This is a genomic window from Mesorhizobium sp. M1252, from assembly GCF_040318265.1.
Lineage (GTDB): Bacteria > Pseudomonadota > Alphaproteobacteria > Rhizobiales > Rhizobiaceae > Mesorhizobium.
In genome coordinates, this window is the sequence record NZ_JAMYLX010000023.1 from 44,028 (window position 1) to 67,710 (window position 23,683).

General features: G+C 57.3%; 22 protein-coding genes and 3 pseudogenes. 14 read left to right on the forward strand and 11 right to left on the reverse strand.

Annotated elements, in window-relative coordinates; translation table 11 throughout:
• Positions 1 to 157: 157 nt before the first annotated feature.
• The 11 genes from NKH22_RS28930 to NKH22_RS28980 form a co-directional block, all read right to left on the reverse strand.
• Positions 158 to 1,339, reverse strand: coding sequence for a M24 family metallopeptidase (locus tag NKH22_RS28930; protein WP_352912023.1), 1,182 nt, complete (start codon positions 1,337 to 1,339; stop codon positions 158 to 160).
• A gap of 198 nt (positions 1,340 to 1,537) precedes the next feature.
• Positions 1,538 to 2,260, reverse strand: coding sequence for an aspartate/glutamate racemase family protein (locus NKH22_RS28935; protein ID WP_352912081.1), 723 nt, complete (start codon positions 2,258 to 2,260; stop codon positions 1,538 to 1,540).
• Positions 2,261 to 2,708: 448 nt separating this feature from the next.
• Positions 2,709 to 3,698: an ectoine utilization protein EutC gene (gene eutC / locus NKH22_RS28940; RefSeq protein ID WP_352912026.1), complete on the reverse strand. Its 990-nt coding sequence runs from the start codon at positions 3,696 to 3,698 to the stop codon at positions 2,709 to 2,711.
• A gap of 22 nt (positions 3,699 to 3,720) precedes the next feature.
• Positions 3,721 to 4,686 carry a hydroxyectoine utilization dehydratase EutB gene (eutB, locus tag NKH22_RS28945; protein WP_352912029.1) on the reverse strand — a complete coding sequence of 322 codons (966 nt, stop codon included), beginning with the start codon at positions 4,684 to 4,686 and terminating at the stop codon, positions 3,721 to 3,723.
• 72 nt (positions 4,687 to 4,758) lie between these two features.
• Positions 4,759 to 5,940, reverse strand: a complete 1,182-nt coding sequence (locus tag NKH22_RS28950) for a M20 metallopeptidase family protein (protein WP_352912032.1) — start codon at positions 5,938 to 5,940, stop codon at positions 4,759 to 4,761.
• 126 nt (positions 5,941 to 6,066) lie between these two features.
• Positions 6,067 to 6,534 (reverse strand): Lrp/AsnC family transcriptional regulator, encoded by a 468-nt coding sequence (locus NKH22_RS28955; RefSeq protein WP_352912035.1) that lies wholly within the window; start codon positions 6,532 to 6,534, stop codon positions 6,067 to 6,069.
• Positions 6,535 to 6,791: 257 nt separating this feature from the next.
• Entirely contained in the window at positions 6,792 to 7,535 is a 744-nt protein-coding gene (locus NKH22_RS28960; RefSeq protein ID WP_352912083.1) for an amino acid ABC transporter ATP-binding protein, read from the reverse strand.
• A 122-nt stretch (positions 7,536 to 7,657) separates the two neighbouring features.
• Positions 7,658 to 8,632, reverse strand: a complete 975-nt coding sequence (locus NKH22_RS28965; RefSeq protein WP_352912038.1) for an amino acid ABC transporter permease — start codon at positions 8,630 to 8,632, stop codon at positions 7,658 to 7,660.
• Positions 8,633 to 8,689: 57 nt separating this feature from the next.
• Positions 8,690 to 9,523 (reverse strand): transporter substrate-binding domain-containing protein, encoded by an 834-nt coding sequence (locus NKH22_RS28970; protein ID WP_352912040.1) that lies wholly within the window; start codon positions 9,521 to 9,523, stop codon positions 8,690 to 8,692.
• Positions 9,524 to 9,671: 148 nt separating this feature from the next.
• Complete coding sequence (locus tag NKH22_RS28975) at positions 9,672 to 10,223, reverse strand: carboxymuconolactone decarboxylase family protein (protein WP_352912042.1); 552 nt, start codon at positions 10,221 to 10,223, stop codon at positions 9,672 to 9,674.
• A 15-nt stretch (positions 10,224 to 10,238) separates the two neighbouring features.
• The gene (locus NKH22_RS28980; RefSeq protein WP_352912045.1) at positions 10,239 to 11,564 is read right to left on the reverse strand and encodes an aspartate aminotransferase family protein; all 1,326 of its coding nucleotides are present in this window, start codon (positions 11,562 to 11,564) and stop codon (positions 10,239 to 10,241) included.
• A 228-nt stretch (positions 11,565 to 11,792) separates the two neighbouring features.
• Between NKH22_RS28980 and NKH22_RS28985 the strand changes: the two genes are divergently transcribed.
• From NKH22_RS28985 to NKH22_RS29050, 14 genes and pseudogenes are all read left to right on the forward strand, one after another.
• Complete coding sequence (locus tag NKH22_RS28985; RefSeq protein ID WP_352912048.1) at positions 11,793 to 12,686, forward strand: MurR/RpiR family transcriptional regulator; 894 nt, start codon at positions 11,793 to 11,795, stop codon at positions 12,684 to 12,686.
• A 136-nt stretch (positions 12,687 to 12,822) separates the two neighbouring features.
• Positions 12,823 to 13,529: pseudogene (locus NKH22_RS28990) on the forward strand (IS701 family transposase); the annotation flags it as partial.
• 146 nt (positions 13,530 to 13,675) lie between these two features.
• Positions 13,676 to 14,020: pseudogene (locus tag NKH22_RS28995) on the forward strand (IS701 family transposase); the annotation flags it as partial.
• A 203-nt stretch (positions 14,021 to 14,223) separates the two neighbouring features.
• Entirely contained in the window at positions 14,224 to 15,831 is a 1,608-nt protein-coding gene (locus NKH22_RS29000) for an ABC transporter substrate-binding protein (RefSeq protein ID WP_352912051.1), read from the forward strand.
• On the forward strand, positions 15,831 to 16,772 hold the full coding sequence (locus NKH22_RS29005; RefSeq protein ID WP_352912054.1) for an ABC transporter permease: 942 nt from the start codon (positions 15,831 to 15,833) through the stop codon (positions 16,770 to 16,772). Before NKH22_RS29000 ends, NKH22_RS29005 begins: the two co-directional genes overlap by 1 nt.
• Before the next feature lie 2 nt (positions 16,773 to 16,774).
• The gene (locus NKH22_RS29010; RefSeq protein WP_352912056.1) at positions 16,775 to 17,656 is read left to right on the forward strand and encodes an ABC transporter permease; all 882 of its coding nucleotides are present in this window, start codon (positions 16,775 to 16,777) and stop codon (positions 17,654 to 17,656) included.
• A gap of 1 nt (position 17,657) precedes the next feature.
• Entirely contained in the window at positions 17,658 to 18,665 is a 1,008-nt protein-coding gene (locus NKH22_RS29015) for an ABC transporter ATP-binding protein (RefSeq protein WP_352912059.1), read from the forward strand.
• The gene (locus NKH22_RS29020; RefSeq protein WP_352912061.1) at positions 18,662 to 19,729 is read left to right on the forward strand and encodes an ABC transporter ATP-binding protein; all 1,068 of its coding nucleotides are present in this window, start codon (positions 18,662 to 18,664) and stop codon (positions 19,727 to 19,729) included. Before NKH22_RS29015 ends, NKH22_RS29020 begins: the two co-directional genes overlap by 4 nt.
• 330 nt (positions 19,730 to 20,059) lie before the next feature.
• Entirely contained in the window at positions 20,060 to 21,193 is a 1,134-nt protein-coding gene (locus tag NKH22_RS29025; RefSeq protein ID WP_352912064.1) for a serine hydrolase domain-containing protein, read from the forward strand.
• 275 nt (positions 21,194 to 21,468) lie between these two features.
• Positions 21,469 to 21,870 carry an acyl-homoserine-lactone synthase gene (locus NKH22_RS29030; RefSeq protein WP_352912067.1) on the forward strand — a complete coding sequence of 134 codons (402 nt, stop codon included), beginning with the start codon at positions 21,469 to 21,471 and terminating at the stop codon, positions 21,868 to 21,870.
• A 38-nt stretch (positions 21,871 to 21,908) separates the two neighbouring features.
• Positions 21,909 to 22,097, forward strand: coding sequence for a transcriptional regulator domain-containing protein (locus NKH22_RS29035; protein WP_352912069.1), 189 nt, complete (start codon positions 21,909 to 21,911; stop codon positions 22,095 to 22,097).
• A 287-nt stretch (positions 22,098 to 22,384) separates the two neighbouring features.
• Positions 22,385 to 22,669: a DNA -binding domain-containing protein gene (locus tag NKH22_RS29040; RefSeq protein WP_352912085.1), complete on the forward strand. Its 285-nt coding sequence runs from the start codon at positions 22,385 to 22,387 to the stop codon at positions 22,667 to 22,669.
• Positions 22,670 to 22,982: 313 nt separating this feature from the next.
• The gene (locus NKH22_RS29045; RefSeq protein ID WP_352912072.1) at positions 22,983 to 23,264 is read left to right on the forward strand and encodes a hypothetical protein; all 282 of its coding nucleotides are present in this window, start codon (positions 22,983 to 22,985) and stop codon (positions 23,262 to 23,264) included.
• Between the two features lie 41 nt (positions 23,265 to 23,305).
• A pseudogene (locus NKH22_RS29050) lies at positions 23,306 to 23,442 on the forward strand (IS630 family transposase); the annotation flags it as partial.
• Positions 23,443 to 23,683: the final 241 nt, after the last annotated feature.

The following is a 23,683-nucleotide window of genomic DNA, read 5'->3' on the forward strand; positions in this document are numbered from 1 at the left end:
CTGTCACCGATCGAGGAAGGTGCGCTCAGCTTGAACCGACAGCCCTTTCCAACGTACGACAACATGTCAGGTCGTCGTCCTGCAAGCACGCCGAAGAAACCTCTACTCTTCGATACGGGGCGCGGGGCGACCGCTCGGAACGACCTTCTCACAGTGATCAGTCAATTACGATGAGCTGACGAGGCACGCTCGACAGAAATTCGATCGCAGTCCCAGTAATCAAGAAGCTCTCGGTGATCTCTATACCCCAATTGTCGTACCAGAGACCCGACATGAAGTGGAATGTCATGCCTGGGCGCAGTTCGGTCCTATCGCCGTCTCGGAAACTAGCAGAATTTTCGCCCCATGCTGGCGGATATCCCATCCCGATAGAGTAGCCCGAGCGGCTCGCTTTCGTTAGTCCATACTTCGCAAGCGCACGACCATAGGCGATGGCGATGTCTTCACAGTAATTTCCCGCCACTGCCTTTTCCAGGCCCGCTGCCATCCCCTCCAGGACGGCCTTCTCAGCATCTTGCATTTGCTGGCTTGGTTTCCCGAGGTAGTACGTCCGCGACAGCGGGCAGTGATAGCGTTTGTGAACACCGGCAAGCTCAAAGAAGATGCTTTCGTTAGCTCGAATTCGCTTATCGGTCCAAGTGAGATGCGGAGCGGAGGCATCGGCGCCAGCACCGAGATTGGGCACGGCCGACGGATAATCCCCCCAATAGTCTTCCACACCGCGGGTGCCAACATAAGAGAGCTCCGCAATCACGTCCGACTGCTTTATTCCAGGGCGTAGCACTTCCGTAACACGCTGATACATCGCTTCCACGATCTTCCCCGCGCCTCGCATATATTCGATTTCACGTGGCGACTTGACGATCCGCTCCCAGTTGATCAGACGCATTGCGTTTTTAAAGCTGGCGTTGGGAAGCGCTGCTGAAATGGCATCGAAAGCCGCCGCCGAGAAGTAATAATTGTCCTTCTCTACGCCAATTGTCGCCGACCCATGACCCTCATCGATGATGATCTGTCCAAGAACTGTCATCGGATGCAAGGTATCTGACTGCACATAGTGATCATCGTACCATTTAATACGTTCCTCACCGATGTACGCTGTCCGGCGGCAGCCGTTTGCGTCCTGGCCTCGGCCGAACCAAAGGGGCTTTCTTTCCATGGACACTACTACGCATTGCGGCACGTAGAATGAGTTTCCGTCGTAGCCGGTAAGCCAACTCATGTTGGCTGGGTCTGTAACGACCAACAGTTCAATCCCTGCTCGCTCCATTGCGCTGCGGGCCTTTTCCAGACGGGTGCTGTATTCCGCTAGCTCGAATCTCAAAAATTCTGCGTTCATTGTAGCTCCTTGATGCTTTTCTACTTGGGATTCCGGCCCGGTCTACTTTTCAGCCTGCTCGATCCCGTGCCGTAGTTTTCGTCTTTCGTTCCGTTATCGGAACGGGATGGTTTTTATGACTTTGGTTGGGAGATATTGACCGTAGTTGGAATGAAAAGCAGCGCAGGCATTGGCCTGCTCGGCCGACTGAAACGTCAGTTAGAGCGATCGCGTCCCGGTCACTGTCCCGAGCGCCAGCCGGCAAATGTCTGTAATGTCGTAAATCGGCAAGCCTGTCGTGCTACGAAGCGCACGTGTCACAACCGGGAAACCTGTGCATTCGAACAGAAGAGCTCCGATCTCGGGATGCTTTGCGCGGAGTTGCGCGATACAACCGCCAACTTCCTTCTCAATTTGCTCGACAGCGGTTCGGACAAAAGGGCGAGCCACGGCGTTGGCGACGTACACACCGCCTTCGATCCCAGCGACGACAACGCGCGCGCGATCCGCGCGATTGTCGATATTGAGGAGGTCTTCAGTACAGTACCCTGAATCCGCCGTGATCACCGCAAGCTTTTTTTCTGGTCCTAACTGACGTAGCAAAGTCGGAACAAGAAGGAGGCTGGACATTATGACTGGCACGTTAACAGCAGCTGCCACAGCTTTCTGATGTCGGATTAAGAAACCGCAATCACCGGCGATGACATCGGCGCCACGTTCGACCAATCGCGCGGCAGCTGCCACACACGCGATTTCGAGTGATGGGTCGCCGCGTATAACGGTTTCCGCCAGCGCACCCTCCACCATCTCTGTAATGATCGGCGTCGCAAAGGTAGCCGGATTCAGCAAAGCACCGTCCCGGGGCTCCTGTTCATGGCTGTCAGGCAGCAATCCTTCATCAAGCTCAAGAATACCGAGGGTCGGGCGGCCTTGTAACGTCATCAATGACGTCCCTTTCGTTCGATGCTTCGATGAACGCGTTCCTAATTGAAACTTATCATAATGCACAGGCATTGCAACAAATGACTCACATATGAAGTCGTAAATCAAACGTACCTCAGCAAGCAGTACGTCCTTGCAGGCATGGGGCCAATCGCAGTGAACGCGGGCCATTTCTCCTCGTGACGCAGTGAGGGAAACAGCTTCGTCGGCGTTGGTCGAGTCGTCCCGAGCGGCCAGCGCTACCCGAGTGTTAAACGCCGGAGAAGTACAACGCGCAGCCTCTGACAAATTGTCAAAATGTGTCCCGATCACAAGATCGGGCTTGCTGCTCGGCTTACATCCTAAGTCCCATCCCGCTGCACCCAGGACACCTGTCGCAGCGGCTGATGTCCTGCGTCGGCTGTGGTCGAGACGCCGTAGCAGGAAGATTGAGGCGACGCAATTTTCATCAATTGATCTCGGAACCGAGTTTCGCTTCACGTGCCCGGGCATACGCGAGATTGGCGATGGCGGTATCCTGAACGCCCGTCCCCGTCAAATCCGCCATGGTAACCTGCGTATCACTCGTTCGTCCGTCGATCAGATTAGCAACAATATGGCCCAGTTCGAAAAATTGAGCGTCCTGTCCGACTGCGCCTGCCTCTAGAGCGTGATGTAACTCGCCCAAGTGGCGCGTTTGCGCGAGACTGTCAGCTACGTACAGGTCGGCACGCGCAACAGCTTGAGGTTCAATTTCGTTCTTGTGTTCCGCATCCGAGCCCATGGCTGTAATGTGCTGCCCGGGTTCAAGCCATTGGGCCTTGAGAAGAGGCCTGTTAGTTGGCGTCGTGGTAATAATGACATGCGCTCCAGCAACCGCCTCTTCGGGGCAAGCGAATGCGGTGACGTGGATGCCGAGTTCCTCGGAGAGTTCTCGCGAGGCGATTTTCGCCTTCTTGATGTCACGAGCCCATATGCGTACCGTGCGAATGGGCCTCACCAACAGAAGAGCCTTCAACTGCAGACGCGCCTGCATCCCGGCTCCAAAAACAGCTGCAACCGACGCCTCCTCACGGGCGAGGTGCTTGGCAGCTACCGCCCCGGCGGCAGCTGTGCGAACATCAGTCAGATAGCCGTTATCCAGCAACAGCGCCTGTACCACGCCCGTTTTGCTGGATAGCAAAATCATCAGGCCATTAGTGCTCGCCAGGCCGATTTCTGGGTTGCCGAAAAAACCTGGGCTGATCTTAATGGCAAAGCCATCAAGGCCCGGCACATACGCCGTCTTGACGTCCACTTCGCCGCGATGTTCGGGAATGTCGAGCCGCAGGATTGGCGGCATGACAACCTTTTCGGTCGCCAAGGCGCGAAACGCGCCCTCCACGCAACGAACGGCCTCCAGATCCAGCCGCACGAGTTTTCGCAATTGGCTTTCGTTCAGTATCGTTGTGGTCCCCATGATGCTCTCCTCGGAAAATAAATTACACACCGCACACGACTCGGCGATGTAATTCCATATCGACGTTACGGCCCGACAGGAGCGCGACGACGGGACCATTTAGATTGCCGACTTTGTTTGCCACCAGAGCTGCAATCCCGACAGCTCCAGCCCCTTCCACGACCTCCCGTTCTTGGAGGTACGCATGCTGCATACCGGCCGCGATCTCTTGCTCGCTCAGAAGAATAACGTCGTCCAGCAGGTCCTGGCACATGGCAAAGGTCCACCGGTTATCAAGGCCGATGCCGCCACCAAGGGAGTCCGCAAGGCTCTCGCATTCCTCCACCTGAACCGGCCTACTGGCATCGAGACTGGCCTTCATCGCGGCGCCGCGCTCCATCGTAATGCCGATGATACGTGCTTTCGGCCGCCGGCTCTTGACTGCAAGCGCCACACCTGCGGCCAAGCCGCCACCAGAAAGCTGAATCAGCACGGTCGAGACATCCGGGAGCGCCTCGACGATCTCCAGTCCGAGCGTACCCTGCCCTGCAATGACTGCTGGGTGATCGAATGCAGGCACGAGACACACACCTTCGGCGCGCGCCAATCGCTCGGCTTCTTCCTGAGCGTCATCTTGCGAATGTCCAACAATTCGGACCTCTGCACCGAGGCGCCGGATTTCAGACACCTTATTTTCGGGGACCAGGTCGGACATGCAAATGGTTGCCTTCACACCACATGTCTTCGCTGCGAAAGACAGCGCCCGACCGTGATTTCCGGTAGAAGCAGTAACAACGCCTTGCGCCTGCTCGTCGCGGGACAGTTGCAACACCGCATTTGAGGCGCCGCGCAGCTTGAAGCTCCCCGTCGTCTGGCGATGCTCGTGTTTGAGGTGGACCGAAACGCCGCACATTTGCGAAAGCGAATACGAAGGCTCAAGCGACGTGGGACGTATTCGATCCCTGATCCGTAGGCGCGCTCTCTCGATGTCGCTGATATTAACCACCATATTTTCTCCGGCGATAATGGCTATTTGCGTTGCTCAGTGCACTTTGGAGGCTGACCAACGCACTCGAGACGCTCAGGGATGCAATAAGTCCCAGCAGTAGCGGATCGCTAGCTCAGTCGCTGGAATAAGGATTGCGTCCGACGCTGCGAACGTCGGGGTATGAACTGCCGACTCTTTCCCTTCTTCTCGGCTGCCGACCCAAAAGTAGATTGAGGGTACGCAGCTGGTGTAAAAGCCAAAGTCGTCGCTGCCAGGCGTCGGTGGCCTCTCGACAAGCTTATCGCCTCCTGCTGTGTCAACGACAACCCGCTTAAAGCGTTCGACCAGAGCAGGATCATTTACAACGGGAGGCTCGCCCCACTGCGGTGAAAATTCCACTTTGCCTCGATGCATCGCCGCAGCAGCCTCGGCCACTTGGCGAATGCGGTGCACGAGGTGTTCACGGCGTTCCGAACTGCTTGTGCGTATTGTACCGGTCAGTCTAACAGATGGGCAAATGATATTGGTAGCCTGCCCTCCATTAATAGTACCAATTGTGACGACGGGTGAATCCTGGCTAGACATCTCACGCGACACAACTTTCTGAACCTCGTTGATGAATGTCCCGGCGATCGCTATCGCATCTACGCCTTCATACGGCTTGGCGCCGTGAGCCATTACACCTTCAAAGGTAAGACTGAACTGATCAGAGGAGTTCGTAACGGCGCCGGCGCGTGCAGCGTAAGACCCTGCGGGAATGTCAGTGTGAACGTGGAATCCGATTGCGGCGTCGAAACCATCGAGCAATTTCTCGTCTGCCACCGAACGCCCACCGAGGGGCTCCGTCTCTTCCGCCGGCTGGAAGAATACTCGTAGGCGACCAGCGAAATTTTTTCGCGTGCGATGGAACGCAAGCGCAGTTCCTAAGGCGATGGATCCATGGATATCATGGCCACAAGCATGCATAACGCCGGGCACCTCGGATATAAAAGAAAGGTCATCTCGATCCTCCTGGATCGGCAGTGCATCAATATCTCCGCGTAATGCGATCGATCGGCCACGTCCGGGAGCTAACCCCTTTATATCTATGTAGAGCCCGGTCCTGTGGAACGTCTTTGCACCCGCGATGCCAAAGCGCTCAAGCGCTTCGCGAATCCTTTTCTGCGTTTTCCATTCGCTGTTCGACAGCTCAGGCTCACGATGCATTTCATGGCGCATCTGAATCACGGCCTCGCGCTCGAGCTCTGAGAGCAGATTATTGGAAAGATTTTTCATATGACTTCCCGATCTTCGTTCAGACGGCATGGCAAACGAGGCCAATCGGCCACTGCGCCGCGCAGCACTTCCGTAAAACGGCCATTTCCTCCACTTGATTTCGATTGGGGAAGCGAAACCTGCCGTTCATACATCTATGGGGAATGCAAAACCGGCTTTTACGCGGTCCATCACCACCATGGTTTTGAACCCTTTGATGTCAGCGTTTTCATAGAAAAAGCGCCGTGTGAACTGTTCGTATCCCTCCATATCCTTGGCGGTAACTACGAGCATGAAGTCAGCGTCTCCCGTCACGTAGTAGCCAATCATCACTTCCCGAGTGCTCCGTATCGCGTTTTTAAATCGATCGACGATATCTGCTCTCTCGCGTTCGAGAGTTACCAAGACAATCATAGTGATCTGCCGGCCAGCAGCTTTAGGAGAAACAATGGAAACGTCCGCCTCGATTACCCCTTCACTTCGCAAACGCCTCAACCGCCGCTGGCAGGCGGTAGGCGACAGATGAATAGTCTCTGCAAGCTCATCTGAGGTTAAACGGTTGTTTCTCTGAACTACTTCGAGCAACGCGACGTCTAAGCGGTCAAGTTCGGTCATGGTAGGAACCTACCAGCACAGCTGCTTCCGACCGGCCCTTGGTGAAACCGTAGCGACGATATAGAAGCCGAGGCCGGACGTTCCCAAGTTTCATTATCGCGACAGGAAACCATTCTTATTATCGCGTTTCGACGGGTGATCGGTCGCAAACGCTGGTAACTCTTCACAACAGGCCTCCCGTTGATTCCAATAATCCATTGTTTTCCATTGCCCGTGCCCGCGCAGGTTGCCATTCGCGATGCCATAAATCTGCTTTGTCAGTGATTGAGGATCTGACTGAGAAAGAGCTTTGTTCTCTCGTGCTGCGGATTGGTGAAGAAGTCGTGTGGATTACCCTCTTCGACAATCCGGCCCCAATCCATGAAGATCACTCGGTCGGCGACTGCGCGAGCAAAGCCCATCTCGTGGGTGACACAGACCATAGTCATGCCGTCCTTGGCTAAGCTGGTCATAGTTTCCAGCACCTCGGAGACCATTTCCGGATCGAGCGCCGAGGTAGGCTCGTCGAACAGCATGACGGCAGGCTCCATGCAGAGCGAGCGGGCAATGGCGACGCGCTGCTGCTGTCCACCTGAGAGTTGAACCGGATATTTGTTCGCCTGTTCGGGAATGCGCACCCGCTCCAGGAACTTCATCGCAGTCTTCTTGGCCTGGGCTTCGGGCACGCCCTTCATCCACAAGGGACCCGCCATGCAGTTCATAAGCACGGTCAGGTGCGGGAAGAGATTGAAGTGCTGGAACACCATCCCGACATTCTTGCGAACTTCGGTGACGTCGTGCATTTTGTTGTGCAACCTGATCCCGTTGACAGTGATTTCACCCTCCTCATGCGCTTCAAGCCGGTTGAAGCAGCGGATCAGCGTCGACTTCCCGGAACCGGAGGGACCGCAGATGACGATGCGTTCGCCTTTGCAGACAGTGAGGTTGACATCAGCCAAAGCTCTGAAGGTGCCATACCATTTGGAGACGTTCTTCGCTTCGATGATTTTGTCCGCCCTCATTGGCACCTGCATCTGGCTGAAAGACTCCTGGGATGAAGATAAGTCCGGCTGCAGCACATCTCCAATTTCAGGCAAACGGCCACCTCCATCGAGGCCTTTCAACCGGTTTATGTTGCCAGCGCTCATCGCACCTTACTCCTTCCGAAACGATGCTCGAGCCGTGATTGAGCCACCTCGAGGCAGGCGGACATGATCCAATAGATCATTGCGGCTGTTATCAGCATCTCCATGTGATGGAAGGTCGGCTGGCCGATTGTGCGAGCAAGGAAGGTCAGTTCCCATACGCCAAGGACCGAGACGAGGGAACTGTCCTTCAACATTGCGATAAAAGTGTTTCCCATCGGGGGAATGATGACTGGAAGCGCCTGCGGCAGGATGATTCTGCGCATCGTGAGGCCAAAGCCGAAACCCATGGATCGTGACGCTTCCCATTGGCCGCGGTCGATGCTCTGGATACCGGCGCGGAAGATTTCCGTCATATAGGCGCCGACGCAAAGCGACAGTGCCAATATGCCGGAAGGAACGGCATTGATGACGATACCCAGTTGCGGCAGCCCGAGGTAAATCAGGTAAATCTGTATGAGAAGTGGCAGACCGCGGAAAAACGATGTGTAAAAGCTGGCGATGGCATAGGCGAAGCCATTGCTTGAAAGCTTTGCAACAGCTGCAATGATTGCGATGAGCGATGCGAAGATAAGTGAGACCGCCGAAACATAGATCGTAGTCACCGCACCCTGCGTTATCAGGTATGGCAGGTTCTCCCAGATGAACGGCATGCTCAGGTTAAATGCCTTGAAGAAGGCAAGAAACAGCAGCAGTAGCTCGACCCATACAATGCCGATCTGCGCCTTCAAGGGCGCAAACCCGATCAGCACGATGTTGACGCAGAACATCACTGCGATCACAAAAGCGATTGCAAAACGGCCATATAATCCGCTCTGTAGCGGGTCGCCGATGACCGGCCGCATAAGCTCGCCGAAGGTGGTGCCCGAAAGATTGAACATAAGAAAACACACAAGCACGACGGTGAAGATCGAGGTAACAAACCACGGCTTATGAACGAGCACCTTGGATTCGACTGTGTCCTGATAGAGCATGATGAGTCCTTCAAACAAGGCGGCTCAGACTGGGTCTGAGCCGCAATGATCTGCGGCCTATTGTTCGATGGAGTAGTCCACGCCGAACCACTTTATCGATAACTTTGAAAGAGTGCCGTCGTCCCTCATGCTCTTGACGGCCGCCGAGACCTTATCGGAAAATTCCTTATCTCCTTTGAGGATCGCGATAGCACCCGGAGCGGAGAAAACAGGACCGAGCACCTTAATCGGATACCCGGATTTTATCGCTTCCCGAGCAATAGTGTCGTCGCCCAATACGGCGTCGAGGCGAACCCCATCGCCAAGGCGAAGATCGTCAAATGAAATGTTGCTGGATCCGTAGACTTTAACCTGGCCGGGCGTAAATTCGTACTGGATTGGTTTGGCGTTGAGCCAGCCGGGGGTAAAGCTGTGGTTGGCATACGATTCCCCCACGCTGCCAGATTGAACGCCAATCACCTTTCCGGCGAGATCTGAAAGCTTCGTCGCTTTGCTATCCTTATGAACGATGGCTGCAGTTGGACCGTAGAAATATGTGGCGAAGTCGAACTTCTCTGCTCTCGCCACTGTAGGAGTCATTTGGCCCATGGCAATATCCCAGCGGCCCTCCCACTGTCCCGCAGTGATCACATCCCACGCTGGCGTCACCAACTTGATGTCCACGCCAAGATATTTCGCGATGCCTTTGGCTACGTCTACGTCATCGCCCTCAAGTTCGTGTTTTTCGTTCAAATGGGCCATCGGACCCCAATCCGTTCCGACAGCTACCGTGAGCGTCTTCGTCGTCAAGACGCGGTCAAGCACTTCGCCGGCCCAAGCGACGGGTGAGAATGTTAGCGCGGCAATTGCACATGATGCGGCAGCCGTGAGCATTGCTACAGGTTTATTCATGCGATGTTCCCCTTATGTTACCGGTTTGAGCGGAGCGTGAGGCCGCAAAGCAATATCTACTCCTTTTCGACCTCGACTGCAACATTTGTTTTATATACCGGCACATGGATCAAACGTTTCTTGTGTTGGGTTATGCGATCGCCCCTGACTATAATGGGCGCTCAGCAAGTTCCGCGGCGATCGCTTGATCTAACGGCGTGGAGTAAGTCATCAAAATATAGCCCAGGATCGAATAGAATCCGACCGTAGCGATAAGGTCGAATACCCCTTGTCGCCCAATGGCAGCAGAAAGTTCAGCTTCGATATCAGGCGCCAGCCGCGAGGTGTCGAAGAGCGCATCAACGGCTCGCGCAACAAGCCCATCTTCCCCAGTGGGCATGTCCCGCATGGCTTGAATTCGCGTGTCTGAGAGACCTAAGGCGCGAGCACGACTAACATGATGTCCCCACTCATAGGCGGAGCCCATTCGATGCGCAGCCCGAAGGATAGCGAGTTCTGATCGAACTGCTCCTAGCGCGGTGCCGTTGACGATATGCTGGCGCAACGGAGCCCAGGCCTTCAGTAAACTCGGATGGTGAGCCATTGTGCGATAAACGTTCAGGGCGCCTGCGAAGCCTACTTTCATATCTGCGATTTCGGCCGGCCATTGATCGTCGGGCAAGGGCAGGCAGGAAGGAGTCATGTCAGCGGAGACGTTCATGACACACCCCGAGCCTCAATTGATAACTGCGGCATTGATTGCCGCAGCGATCTTTTCTACGATCAAGTCGATTTGCGCGGGCTGAACGATGTACGGAGGTGCCAGCAGCACATGATCACCCCGCGCTCCGTCAATGGTGCCACCCATCGGATAGCACATCAGGCCGCGTTTCATCGCCTCCTTCTTGATTCTGGAATGCATTTTGCGTGCTGGGTCAAAAGGCTGCTTGGTGTTCTTATCAGCAACAATTTCCACGCCACGAAAAAGCCCGCGTCCGCGGATATCGCCGACGTGGGGAGATTGGCCCAGGGCGGCATCGAGCCCCGCCTGGAGGCGATCGCCCATCTTGGCGACGTTGGCCATGATTTCCGGGCGTTTCAGGATTTCAACCACCTTGCTGGCAGCCGCCGCAGCGATAGGATGACCAATATATGTATGTCCGTGCTGGAACAGACCCGAACCTTCAGCAAACGCGCGATAGATCTTATCGGATAGCATCACTGCGCCAATTGGCTGGAAGCCACCACCCAATCCTTTCGCAATGGTCAGCAGATCCGGAATTATACCTTCTTGATCGAAGGCGAAGATGCTGCCCGTACGCCCCATGCCGCACATCACTTCGTCGAGGATCAGCAAGATACCATACTTGTCACATATTCGTCGAATGCGCCGGAAGTAGTCGGCGACCGGTCCGACTGCTCCGAGGGTTGCTCCAACTACGGGTTCAGCCACGAAAGCCATGACCTTGTCTGGCCCCAACTCGACAATTTTTGCATCCAATTCGATCGCGAGCCGCTCGGCATAAGCCTCGGGCGTCTCGCTCGCTTCCATGTCGCGATAGGCATAGCAGGGTGCGACATGATGAGTTTCGGGCAAAATTGGTTTAAACTGCGCGCGGCGCAAAGCATTTCCGCCAGTCGCCAATGCGCCGATCGTATTCCCATGATAGCTCTGGCGGCGTGCGACGATGTGGCGGCGCTGAGGTTGGCCAATTTCAACAAAATACTGGCGCGCCATTTTGAGAGCTGCTTCGACTGCCTCGGAACCGCCCGAGACGAGGTAGACATAGTCTAGGCCTTGAGGAGACAACTCGACTAATTGCTCAGCAAGTTGTTCGGCCACTTCGGTGGTGAAGAATGACGTATGGGCGTAGCTGATGCGGCTCATCTGTTTTCTCATCGCATCCAGGACTTCAGAATGGTTGTGGCCGAGGCAACTGACCGCAGCACCGCCCGATCCGTCGATGTAGCTCCGGCCTTCACTGTCAGTGATGTAGATGCCATTTCCAGCTACGGCTTTCGGCAGATTCGCATCAATGGTTCGATGAAGGATTTTCGTCATTGTGATATCTCAAGTTGCCATGGAGCCGAGGTTCCGGCGCACCTCATATAATTTGCAGGTTTGCCGAAACTTTGCAACATTTGTTTTATCGTAGTTTCTCTAAGCCATTTGTATTCTCGCGCCGTCCCAATCACGGCTCTAGCGCTGGAACCGCTGACGAAGCGCACACCATTTGACTTTTGGGGCCGATGGAACGATGGTCCACGTAAATTAAATAATGACCCTGAAATGAGGCAAAGGTTGCAAAAGGGCCCCCTACACAATCACATCATCGAACGCTTCGACAACATGCCTCAGCAGTTGCAGCACGCCGCTCGTCACGTCCTGGAGCATCCTCAGGAAGTGGCGCTCGTTTCAATGCGAGAGTTGTCGCGCAACGCCGGCGTGCAGCCGTCCACGATGACGCGGTTGGCAAAGTTTCTCGGCTTTGCAGGGTATGACGAATTTCGCGGCGAACATGCGGACGTCATTCGGGTGAGCTCCGATGGATTCGCAGCGCGTGCGTTACAGCGAGGCAAAGGTGAATCGAACGGAGAGAAATTCGCAGCTCGAATGCTAGAGAGTCTTTCCGCGCAGGTCGCGCGCCTCTGTGAATCGGATACCTTGCAACGGCTAGCGAAAATAGCCGACCGCTTGGGGCAAGCCAGGAAAATCTATGTTCTTGGGCTGCGTTCCTGCCACTCGGTGGCTTGGAATTTCCATTACGTCATGACTTTGCTCGGCGAAAAGACCGTTCATCTTGATGGACCAGCCGGCACGAGCGGAGATGCACTTATCCGCGCTGGTGACGAAGATGTTCTACTTGCGATTTCAGTAAACCCATATTCTCTGTACACGCTGGAACTTGCCGAGGCCGCTCGAGAGAAAGGAGTGCACATACTAGCGATTACCGACAGCGAAGTTTCACCACTCGTAACAATCGCCGAGCATGCGGTCTTTTTTTCGACGGATAGCCAGACCTTCTTCCACACATTGACACCGGCTTTAGCCGTTTCCGAAGTGTTGTGTGGTCTATTGGCCAATCAAAACCGCACCACTGCTCTGAAAGAGCTTAGACGTGCTGATCGTCATCTGTCGGCGATGAATACTTACTCAACGTCCATACCTAAGCGAAGGATTTAACAGGCTAGCTAAGCTAGCACTACTTTGGCAGATTATTAGTTCTGGGAGAGTTGAGGTTTCCAAAGAGCGGTTTTGCGTGATCCATGAGAGGTCGGCTGTTGGAGGCCGACCATGAACAGGGGCCTGGCAACTCGATCTGGAGCGGTGGCTTGAGCCGTTCGTCTCGGCGTTGAGGCACAAGACGCGTGCGCGGGTGTGTCCGGCCTATATTGCGGGGCTGATTGGCCTTTGGGATCGCAAGAGCGTCCAACCGATGGCGGCGCGCGTGACGCAGGCTCAACCAAGACCATTGCACCACTTCATCGCGAGCGGCGTGTGGGATGCTGCGCCGCTGGAGAAGGTGGGGCTTGCATCGTGGAAGACACCGCGCTCCCCGAGAAGAGGCGCCCCTCGATCGGCGTCGCGAGCAATAATGCCGCGGCGCTTGGCAAGAACGCCAACTGCCAGACGCTGGTGTCGCTCACGCTGGCCTCTGGCGAAGTGTCGGTCATAGTGGGGCTGCGGCTGTTTCTGTCCGAGGGCTGGATTTCCGATCCCGCCCGAGTCGACCGTGCCGGTGTGCCCGATGACCATCGTGCCAACAGGACCAAGCCCGAAATCGCACTGGCCGAGATCGACCAAGCTCGCGCAGCCGGCTTACGCTATGGCTGCGTGCTCGCCGATGCCGGATATGTTGAGCGCCCCCATCCGGCAGGCGCTCACCGAGCGCGGCCTTACCTGGGCCGTCGCTATCCCGTTCAAGCAGAAGGTCTATGCGGCCGAAGCGGCGATGATCTTCCCCACCGCCGGACGCAGCCGCCCTCGCCGCCGGCATATCCCGATTTGAAGTCGATGACCGCGCAGGCGATTTGGGGGCGGCTACGCGAGCGCGGTGACAGGCTCGGTTGGGGCGGCGGGCCGAGGTTCTTTTCCCCCTCCCGCTTGTTTGAGGCGGCGAGATTGCATGAAGGCGTAGGCGATCATCGTCGTCTGCTGTAAAAGCCCAATCTCGAACAGTCAGTTGGTGGCGTGGCACCAAAGGCCGCCTCTTGGCGCGCTTCGCCGATGTCCGTGTCCGGGTTGCAGATAGCACACCCCGGCGCAACCGTGACATGGGCGCTCAGCATCTGCCCGGCGAAAAGATCTGGATGATCGGCGAGCACCGCTCAACCGGCGAGCGCAAATACTGCCTCTCCAAATTGCCCGCCGACACCTCAACTAAGTAGATCGCAGGCGCCATCAAGGCGCGACGGCCTTGCGAACAGGCGCATCAGCAGCCCAAGGAGGAACTTGGCCTCGGCCACTTCGAGGGGCGCTCATGGACGGTCCTGGACCGGCACGCGCTGTTCGTTGTCCCCACTACCGCAGAGCCCTCTCCGCTAAAAATCTGCAAAGTAGTACGTGGCCACAGCCTCCAAAGATCGCGTTGGCTCGCGCCAAATGAGACGCTTGAGTCATAATTGCCTCTTGGGGAACATATGTTGCATTTTGTGCGGAGGTAAGATAGAGCAGTCTGGGAGTAGCGGATCAACCGCTGAAAAAGGGAGGAAATGGGAACATGACGATCTCTCGACGCAACTTCGTCAAGGTGGGTATTGCGGCCGGAACGGCTCTAGCCGCCCCTTCTGTCCTGCGGGCGCAGACAGCACGAACCGCTGATCGGACCATCCGCATGGTGACAGACAACCTCAGTGTGTTCGACCCGGTCGTTACAACGGCTGACGCCACCTACGCCCATGCCCTCGCGATTTACGACAAGCTGTTCTCAGCCGACTCCAAATTTATGCCGCAGCCGCAAATGGTGGGAAAGTGGAGCGTATCCGACGACAAAAAGGCTTATACGTTCGAGCTCCGCGATGGTCTGGGCTGGCACGACGGCACCGCGGTTACCGCGGCGGACTGTGTGGCCTCGATCCGTCGCTGGGGCCTGGTGGCTCCCGGCGGGCAGTTGCTCATGGAGAGAGCCCGAGATATCTCGAAAAAGGGCGACAAGACCTTCACGATAGCGCTCAAGGAACCACTGGGGATTCTGCTCGACATCCTCGCTTTCCAGGGCCCATTTATCATGCGTGAGAAGGACGCGAATCTTCCCCCGGCGGAACAGGTTACCGCGAATATCGGATCGGGGCCCTTCAAGTTCAACCACGCTCTTGCCAAGCCGGGCGCGAGCTTCACCTACGACCGCAATGAACAATACGTGCCCCGCAACGAGGCGCCCGACGGACTGGCCGGCGGGAAGATCGTCAAGGTCGATCGCGTCATCTGGGACATTGGCTTGCTCGCCAATCAGCAGACGGCCGTTGCTGCCTTGCAAGCAGGTGAGATTGATTTCATTTTGGCGCCCCCTGTCGATCTCTTTCCGGTTATCGAAGGCGATCCGGACCTTGAACTGCAGGTTCTGAACAGGTCAGGCAACGACTATGTGTTGCGCATGAACTGTCTGCAAAAGCCATTTGACAACGTGAAGGCGCGCCAAGCGATACTTCACTTGGTCGACCAAGAGGCGATGATGCGCGCCGCAGTCGGCGACCCAAATTACTTTAGCTCCGTCACTTCGATATTTGGAAACGAGACGCTGATGTCCAACGATGAAAATACGGAATGGTTCAAAAAGGGAGGCGAACCGGAAAAGGCCAAGCAATTGTTCAAGGAGGCGGGATATGCAGGCGAGAAAGTCGTCATCCTGCAGCCCACGGACTGGGCAGAGTCAAGCAATACCGCGCAGCTTTTGGCATCCGAGTTGCGGAAGATTGGGGTTAATGCGGAGCTTGCCCCGAGTGACTGGGGCGGGCTCGTCGCCCGTCGCGCGAAGAGGGGGCCTGTCGAGGACGGCGGCTGGAGCATCTTCATAACCACAAATCCTGAGGCGGGCCTCGGTGAAGTAGCTACCAACACTACCCTCCCCATGAATGGTGAAAAAGGGTGGTTCGGTTGGCCACAGAACGACGAATATGAGGCTCTTCGGACCAAATGGGCAGGTGTCGAAACGCTCGAAGAGCGCAAGGCAGTGGCCCGAAAGATGCAAAGGATTTGGTGGGACTATGTGCCCTCGGTTCTATTAGGTCAAAGCGTCACGCCAAGCGCGCGCCGCAAGACACTCACAGGCCTGCTGGAGGTGCCTGGCTGGTATGTGGCAATGTGGAACATGAAGAAGACCCCGGTCTGATGGCAACTTACATCCTTCGCAGGCTAGTTTCCACCATCGCCGTCATGGTGATGGTCGGGATCTTCGTCTTCCTGCTTCTCAGGCTCGCCCCCGGCGACCCGGCAGCCATGATCGCCGGCAAGTCGGCGACGGCAGAGATGATCGCCGGCATCCGCGAACAGCTGGGACTCAATGATCCCGTGCCGGTTCAGTTCATACGTTGGGTGCGGGACATGCTCGGCGGCGATTTCGGTACCTCGATTTTTGCCGGACGCCCAGTTCTCGAGCTCATCTCGCAGCGGCTGGAACCTACTATTTCCATTTCGATCTTGACCATGACACTTTCGGTGACAATTGGGGTCTCCTTCGGCATCCTTGCTGCGTGGCGAGTTGGCGGTCTTGTCGATCGCATCCTGACAGCATTCGCGACCGTTGGCTTTTCTGTCCCGGTGTTTGTCGTCGGATTCTTCCTCATATACTTGTTCGCGATCAGAACCCATTGGCTGCCCGTGCAAGGATACCAGCCTATCCACGATGGTTTCCAGCCGTGGCTTCTGCACCTGATCCTGCCGACCGTGACTTTGAGTGTTCCCTACATCGCTTTCATCGCCCGGATCGCGCGGGCGAGCATGCTCGAAGTTCTATCGGAAGACTATATGCGAACAGCAGCTGCCAAGGGCGCGTCGTCCTATTCCATGCTTTTCCACCACGCACTGAGGAATGCTGGTGTCCCGATCCTCACCGTGATCGGCTTAAGTTTTGCAGGTCTGATTGGCGGTGTCGTCATCACGGAAACGGTGTTCAACATCCCTGGTGTCGGTCGTCTGGTAGTCGATGCAATCAACAACCGCGATTATCCCATCATTCAAGGCGTGCTCATCCTGGTTTCGGGCCTATACGTCCTCATCAATCTCGCGGTCGATCTTTCCTACACTCTGGTCGACCCCCGCATCAGGTACTAATTATGACGCTCATTACTGCGCCGGTTAAAATCCTCCCAACGGGCCGCCTACGAATATCTGACCTTCCGCGTCTGGCAAAGCGGCATCCGCTCGTCCTGGCAGGCGGGGGGCTCTTGGCGCTGTTGATCGTTCTGGCGCTGGCCGCCCCACTTTATGCCGGCAATCCGGTGAACATGGATCCATTCAAGCGCCTCCAGGCGCCTTCCACCGAAATTTGGTTTGGGAGCGACAATCTGGGCCGGGATGTGTTTGCGCGAACGATCTTTGGTGCCCGCACCTCCCTCCTGGTTGGGCTGCTGTCGGCGACGTGCGCGGCCCTGGGCGGGCTTCTGATCGGTGTCACTGCTGGCTACATCCGCAGCTTCGACAATATCGTCATGCGGGTCATGGACGGCCTGATGTCAATCCCGACGATTCTGCTGGCCATGGCGCTGATTTCACTGACAGGCCCAGGGATCGGTATTCTCGTTGTCGCCATCACGATCCCCCAGATGCCAAGCGTAACGCGGCTGGTTCGTTCGGCCGTTTTGAGCGTTCGGGAGCGTCCGTATGTGGAGGCCGCCGTCTGCGGCGGTGCGCGCCTGCCGAAAGTGCTGTGGCGGCATGTCATCCCGAGCACCCTTCCGGCGCTTATGGTGCAGAGCGCAATAGTCTGCGCAGATGCAATACTTACAGAAGCCGGGCTGAGCTTCTTGGGCGTAGGCGTGCCGCCCGAGATTCCGAGCTGGGGCAACATGATCTCAAGTTCCCGTCTGTATCTCTCTATCGCACCGATGACGGTCTTCGCCCCCGGTATCTGCCTCGCCGTCACGGTCCTTGCCGTCAACCTGCTCGGCGACGGCCTGCGCGACCTGTTAGATCCCAGCGCCAAGCGGAGGCGATGACATGCAGATGTACCAAACCGCAGAGAACGACGTGCTTCTCGAAGTCCGAGACCTTGAGACGCACTTCTACGGCGAGGAGAGCGTCACCCGGGCCCTAAGCGGCATCAGCTTCCAGGTCAAGAAAGGCGAGACGCTCGGCGTTGTCGGCGAATCAGGATGCGGGAAGAGCGTTACCGCTCTATCCATCCTTCGGCTGCTGCCGAAGCTGACCGCCAGGACAGTCGCTGGGGAGGTTCGCTTCCACGGACGCGACCTCCTTGAGCTGTCCGATCGCGAGATGCGAAAGATCCGCGGCGACCAGATCGCCATGATCTTCCAGGAGCCGATGACGAGCCTGAACCCCGTCTATACAGTCGGCCACCAGATCGCCGAGGCAGTTCAGATCCACACCAAGGCCTCGCGGTCCGTTGCCATGTCGAACGCCGAAGAGATGCTCCGTCTCGTCCGCATCGCGGATCCGGAACGGCGCGTCAATAACTATCCCCACGAAATGTCGGGCGGCATGCGCCAGCGCGCCATGATCGCCATGGCTCTTGCCTGCTCACCGGAACTGTTGATCGCCGACGAGCCAACGACTGCGCTCGACGTTACTATCCAGGCACAGATCCTGCGGCTCATCGTCGATCTCAAAGAGCGCACGGGAACGGCCGTCATGTTCATCACGCATGACTTGGGCGTTGTAGCCGAAACATGCCAACGCGTTATCGTGATGTATGCCGGCCGGATCGTAGAACAAGCGAACGTCATAGATTTGTTTGCGCGTCCCGCGCACCCCTACACCCAGGGCCTGATGCGATCGGTGCCTGATCCGCGGCGCGGCCGTCAGCGCCGCCTTCCCGAAATTCCCGGGATCGTGCCAAACCTGCGCGAGCCCATTGTCGGGTGCAGCTTTGCGCCTCGCTGCCGGTTCGCGATCGATATTTGCCGTGAGAAGACGCCCGCCCTGCGTGATGTCGGGGCGAGCCACGCCGCAGCTTGCTGGCGCGCCGAAGAGGTGATGGGCGCATGAACGATCCTCTGCTCAAAGTCGAGAATCTGACCAAGCACTACCCGCTTGGCTCGGGATTGTTCAAGAAAAGCATTCCGGTGATCCGGGCGGTGGAGGATGTATCCTTTTCCGTCGAGGCGGGCGAGACGCTCTGCATCGTTGGCGAATCCGGCTGCGGCAAGTCCACCGTCGCGCGGCTTCTGATGCGGCTTGTGGAGCCGACTAGCGGGCGCGTAATGATCGACAGGACCGATATTGCGGGCCTCAAGAAGGACGCACTTCACGCCTGGCGCCGTCGGATGCAGATGGTCTTTCAGGACCCTTACTCGTCGCTGAACCCGCGCCTCACCGCCGGACAGATCATCACCGAACCCGTCGAGAACTTCGAGCGCCTCGGCCGAAAACAGCGTCAAGCGCTTGCTGCGGACCTTCTCCGAAAGGTCGGAATGTCGCCCGAGATGATGCACAGACTGCCATCCGAGTTGTCGGGCGGCCAGCGCCAGCGCCTCGGTATCGCGCGAGCGCTGGCGCTCCAGCCATCGCTCATCATCGCCGACGAAGCGGTGTCAGCCCTTGACGTGTCCGTGCAGGCACAGATCTTGAATCTGCTTCTGGATCTGCAACAGCAGATGGGCATCGCCTTCGTCTTCATCTCCCATGACCTTGGCGTCGTGGAGCACGTCGGGCATCGCGTTGCGGTCATGTATTTGGGGCGGATCGTGGAGCTTGCGCCCTGCGAGGCGCTCTTCGCCAAGCCGGTCCACCCCTACACCGAGGCGCTGATCGCGGCAGCGCCGGTCCCGGATCCCACCCGCGTTCGGCTGGAGGCGCCCGTTGAGGGCGAGGTGCCAAGCCCCATCAATCCGCCGACTGGGTGCGAGTTCCACCCGCGCTGCCCGCTCGCCGTCGAGCGCTGCCGCATCGAAGTGCCACCTTTAGTGCCAATGGCAGACGGGCGCGTCGTGGCCTGTCATGTGCGCGCTCCGGCCACAGCAACCCCGGCCCAGCCAGCTGCTGAATTGGCAGTATGGACGGTGGGAGGTGGCATGAAAGAGGCCGTGCTCGCTGAGAGAACGGATCATTGAGACGCAGGTGATGCGGCGGCGGCACTACGGAAGGCGCGTCGACGATATCCCGGCTGTCCTGATTGCTTGCTAGCGAGCCCAACAGGACTGGGCTGCGCGCTCAAGGAGAATGGGAAGCCGGAAAGCCGAATGCCACTATGTGACCGAAGCCATGTGCATCAGGATCACGCATTGGAAAATGGTTCAAGAACCGAACGGCAGATGCCTGTCGCGGAAAGAAGAGATTTAGCCGATCGGCGAAAATGCCGGTCAAAAACCAACCGAACCCAAGGAAAAAGCAGCCAAAATGGTGGTGTCTTGCCCCTCGTGTTCTTTCAATGGAGTGATGCCATGAGCGAGACCAACCCAGATCTGACAGTTAATGCAGAGAACCAGACACACTGGAACCAGCCGGACCACCGCCGACACGGCTTTCACAACCTACATCGTCACACGCGCTATGGCCTGAGCTTTCGCGCAAATTGCGTGATGACGTTGCAGAAGCGTATGGATTTGCGCATAGCCGACATGGAGTCGGTCCACCGTCTTACTTCGCTGCCGTGGTTCTCCGCTATGGCTGTCGTCCGGGGCAGCGACGTGCTGTTCGAGCGCTATGCGCCCAGTTTCGGTCCCGACCGCCCGCACAGCATAATGTCAATAAGTAAGACCTTCATAAATCTTGTTATAGGCAGCTTGCTGGAGGACGGCAAAATCGATCTCGGACAACAGATTGCCCATTATCTGCCATGGATCGGCAGCGGCTATGCCAGCGCGACGGTCCAGCAAGTCTTGGACATGGACGTTGCCAACGATTATAGCGAGGACTTAGGCGATTTGCGATCCACGACATACGCTCACGAGGAGGCAGTTGGATTACGCCTGCCGGCCGATCCCACGCACGAGCATACAATGCGCAGCTTTCTGGCGACTATTAGCTCGCCGGATACGACCAACCGAACGGGTCGTGCCGACTACAAGACCGCCAATACCGACGTGCTGGCGATGATCGCTGAGGCGGTGAGCGGCCGCCCAATGCGCTCCTATCTAGCAGACATCGCCGACGCGGCGGGGATTGAGGGCTGTCTTTACATCACCGCGGACCGCGAGGGCTTCCCCAATACGGGTTGCGGCGTCTGCGTCACGGCGCGCGACTTGGCGCGATACGGATCGCTCTTCGTAAGACGTGGCAAAGGAATCGAAGATCGGCAGGTGGGGAGCGCTAGTTTCATCGAGCGCTCTTTGGTAGGCGGCATACCGATGGGAGCACCCCGCGACTGGGTGCGCTACAGTAATCAAACGAACACTGATGGCCGTTGGATAGGCCACGGCGGCTTCGGCGGCCAGTACATGCTGGCGGACTTAGTAAGCGGCGTCGTGGGCGTTTTTTTTAGCGTAGTGGAGAACAGGGAAGGCAACGATTCGAATTACCACGTGCGCATTATCAAGATGCTGGAAGAGATCGGCCGACTGGACTTCGAGGCTTAACTAGGTCGTCCACCATGCGATGCCGGTCTACTTGGAGATCACTGCGAATTTTGACAATCGCATAAATTTTCGCACCGTCAATGGCAATTCACCCTCCAAATTAAACACAAGAAGCGCGTTTCTGATTCTGCAGAATGAAACATGCACCGGACTATCATGACCCGCCGGCTTGTGCCAGATCCGCAGCGGGTAATTAGACCTTGCTACCTGCTGCTCCATAGTTTCGATGCACGAGTCGCTGGTTGCGTGCGCTTTTTGCGCTTACGGGCCCGACAATGCTTCGCGACACGTTTCCGATGCTGTTGGAGGGCAAGACCGCGCCTGAGGACTCGCGCATATGGGAAAGCAGCCGCTTCGCGCTCGACATTGCTTCGTCCGCACCGAAGGGAGCGGGAGGTATTGCTCGCGGTACCTATGAACTCTTCGCCGGCATGATCGAGTTCGGCCTGTCGCGCCAGCTCAGCCGCATCATGACAGGCACCGATTTGCGTTGGGAGCGCCTCCTTCGGGGCGCCGGCTGGCCGCTCGAGCGGATCGGCGAGCCGCAGACGATCGGCGTCATCCGCGCGCTGGCCGGCTATCTCGAAGTGTCGAAAGGAATATTGCAGGTGGTTCGACAAAACGGCGTCATTGGCGGTCCGGTGCTATGGTCGCCGGTGCTTCGGCGGGTGGCATGATCTTTCCACGCAACGGGGGCGGACAGGGGAATACCGTCATGCCCGCATCTGTTGAGACAGACGTTACGCAAGACTGGCGGGACGAAAGCTCGTACGACTACACCGCTCATTTGACGGTGCGGGGCTGGGCCTGGGAGTTTTTAAGACGAAACCCGGCATTCCAGCGGGATCTGCTCACTGCGTTCCAGGGGGTCAACAATTTGTCGCGTAGCGCCCCGTCGAGGTGATCGCGTCGGCCGGCGACCTGTAACGCTGGGAGTTTTGTTTCGCTGAGGCTTATCGGCGCAGTGCGGCCGTGTTCGGGTGTCCGCGCCGGTGCGCACATGTGTTGCCGATCATTGCGGAACAGCTGTCCACATTGTCGGCGACGTCGCCCTTCGACCTGGCGGCGTTGTCATGTCGTGCGACAGTTCTGCTGATGCCCGACAAGAGCCAGCATGTTCTTCTTCGCAATGCGCATCGCAGTCTGTAGCTCGCCGTCTCGGTGCCGACATCCTGCGTCCTGTTTGCCTGCGTGCCGAGGCGATCTGGCTCGAAGCATCGCCTGCGGGCGCTCGAGTGCCTCAATGCCCTCTGTGCGCACGGACAAATGCCCACACGCTTGTTTCCGCCCGACAAACGCGGCCCCCGATCGACCTTTGTTCTTCGTGCGCTCGACGGCTCGCTCGCCGGAGCGTCACATCGCGAAATCGCTGAAGCGCTGATCGGTCAAGGCCGCGTGCATGCCGACTGGAGGGATCCTCGCGACCACCTGCGCGACCGCACCGCCGCGCCGTCACCCGTGGCCACGCGCTCATGAATGGTGGCTATCAAGACTTCCACGTCTGAAAAAGCATCACAGTCCGCGCGGTGCGTCAGTCGGCGAAAATTTCCTTGTAGCCGGTCGACACCATCCAGTTTCGCACGGTCGAGATGACCGCGAAAAACGTTGAGCGGTTCGCGTTTTATCTGAATCGGGATTCCCAAGATCGAGCAAATCAGATTCGATGTTCTGACCGTTGGAGGTCGGGACTGATGGCGAAGCCTTATTCGATGGATTTGCGGGATCGGGCGCTGGCCCGCCTTGAAGAGGGCCAGACGAGCCGGGAGGTGGCTGCGGCGCTGAAGGTGCCGTGTCGAGTGTGATAAAGTGGGCGGCGCGCAAGCGTCGGTTGGGCAGTGTGGCACCTGGCAAGATGGGCGGTCATCGGCCCTACCTGATCGACGGGGAGCACCGGACCCTCGTCCTGGGCGAGGTCGAGCGAGATGCCAACGTGACGCTTCATCACTTGACGGCGGCACTGGCTGAACGTGGTCTCATCATCCACCCTGCGAGCGTCGGTCGCTTCCTGCATCGCGAGGGCAAGAGCTTCAAAAAACCGTTCTGCCGGCCGAGCAGCTCAAGCCAAAGCTGATGCGCCGGCGAGTGCAATGGATGCGCTACCAGACCCGCATTGACCCACGCGCCTGGTCTTCTTGGATGAAACATGGGTCAAGACTAACATGGCGACATTGCGCGGCTGGGGTGCGCGCGGCAATCGGCTGATAGCCCACGCACCCTATGGCCATTGGAAGACGATGAGCTTCATCGCCGTGTCAGGCGACATGCACAATTGACCCCCTGACGACACGAAGAACTGACCCCTCTCTTTGGAACGCGGAGTGGGCTGTCAATACCGAGTGAAATTTCCCCAAAAGTGCCGAAGTAAAATTCCCCAATTATGCCGTCTCGGACGGCATTGAGAATTGGGTATTTTTCGGCGGTCGATCGCGCGGCCGTGATGGTGGAGCGAAGGACGGTGGGGAATCAGGGCTTTCGAGCGGACGTGCTCAG